The sequence below is a fragment of the Bradyrhizobium sp. 142 genome (assembly GCF_023074015.1).
Lineage (GTDB): Bacteria > Pseudomonadota > Alphaproteobacteria > Rhizobiales > Xanthobacteraceae > Bradyrhizobium.
Genome location: NZ_JADPKQ010000449.1, coordinates 1 through 774, shown reverse-complemented (window position 1 = coordinate 774; position 774 = coordinate 1). Strand labels below are relative to the sequence as shown.

Here is a 774-nt window from a genome sequence, read left to right as displayed (position 1 = left end):
AAGATGGCCTTGCGGATGTTCCCCGGCACGACTGCGCGAGTAATGGAACGCTGCCGCCGGTGGGTCTTTGCCGCCAAACGGCCGGTCATCCCGCTTATGTAGAGATCTCCATAAGCGGGATTGGACGAAGCCGCTCCGCGGCAGAACACTCGGCAAGAGTGGCCCATCTTCGGATGAAGGAATGCGGCTGAAGCAACTGTAACTGCTTTGGCGTGCCATGGTGAGACGTAATTTGCAGCGTTCATAGGCTTGGCTTCGAGCAAGATGGCGTTACTGCCCTCGGGCAGTTTTCGTTTTTTTGCCAAGGAGCCTTCAATGACCCCGCTTCGGTTACGCATGATAAACGACATGCAGATCCGCAACCTGTCACCGCATACGCAGGATTCCTATCTGCTGCAGGTTTCGCAGTTCGCCCGCCATTTTGCGAAGTCGCCGGCTTTGCTTGGGCCGGAAGATGTCCGCGCCTACCAAGTCTATCTGACGAACGAGAAGAAGTTGGCGCCGAAGTCGATCCACGTGACCGTCTCAGCGCTCCGTTTCTTGTACCGTGTCACGCTCGGCTTCGAATGGGATTTCGACCTCATCATTCCGTGTCCAAAGGCGCCCAAGACACTCGCCGTCATCCTCAGCCCCGAAGAGGTGCTGCACTTCCTCGGCTGCGTGGAGAGCCTCAAGCATCAAGTGATCCTGACAACATGCTACGCCGCCGGTCTGCGCATTTCCGAAGCGGTACGCCTAAAGCCGGGAGCCATCGACCGACAGCGGATGGTGCTA

The 774-nt window shown here is 57.6% G+C and carries 2 protein-coding genes; one reads left to right on the top strand and one right to left on the bottom strand.

Annotated elements, in window-relative coordinates:
- The coding region (locus tag IVA82_RS41255; protein WP_247493873.1) for a hypothetical protein at positions 1 to 350 on the bottom strand (350 nt) is incomplete at its 3' end.
- On the opposite strand from IVA82_RS41255, the gene IVA82_RS41250 reads away from it, so the two are divergent.
- Positions 316 to 774 (top strand): site-specific integrase (locus IVA82_RS41250; RefSeq protein WP_247493309.1); only part of this gene is annotated, 459 nt, incomplete at its 3' end. The genes IVA82_RS41255 and IVA82_RS41250 overlap by 35 nt on opposite strands.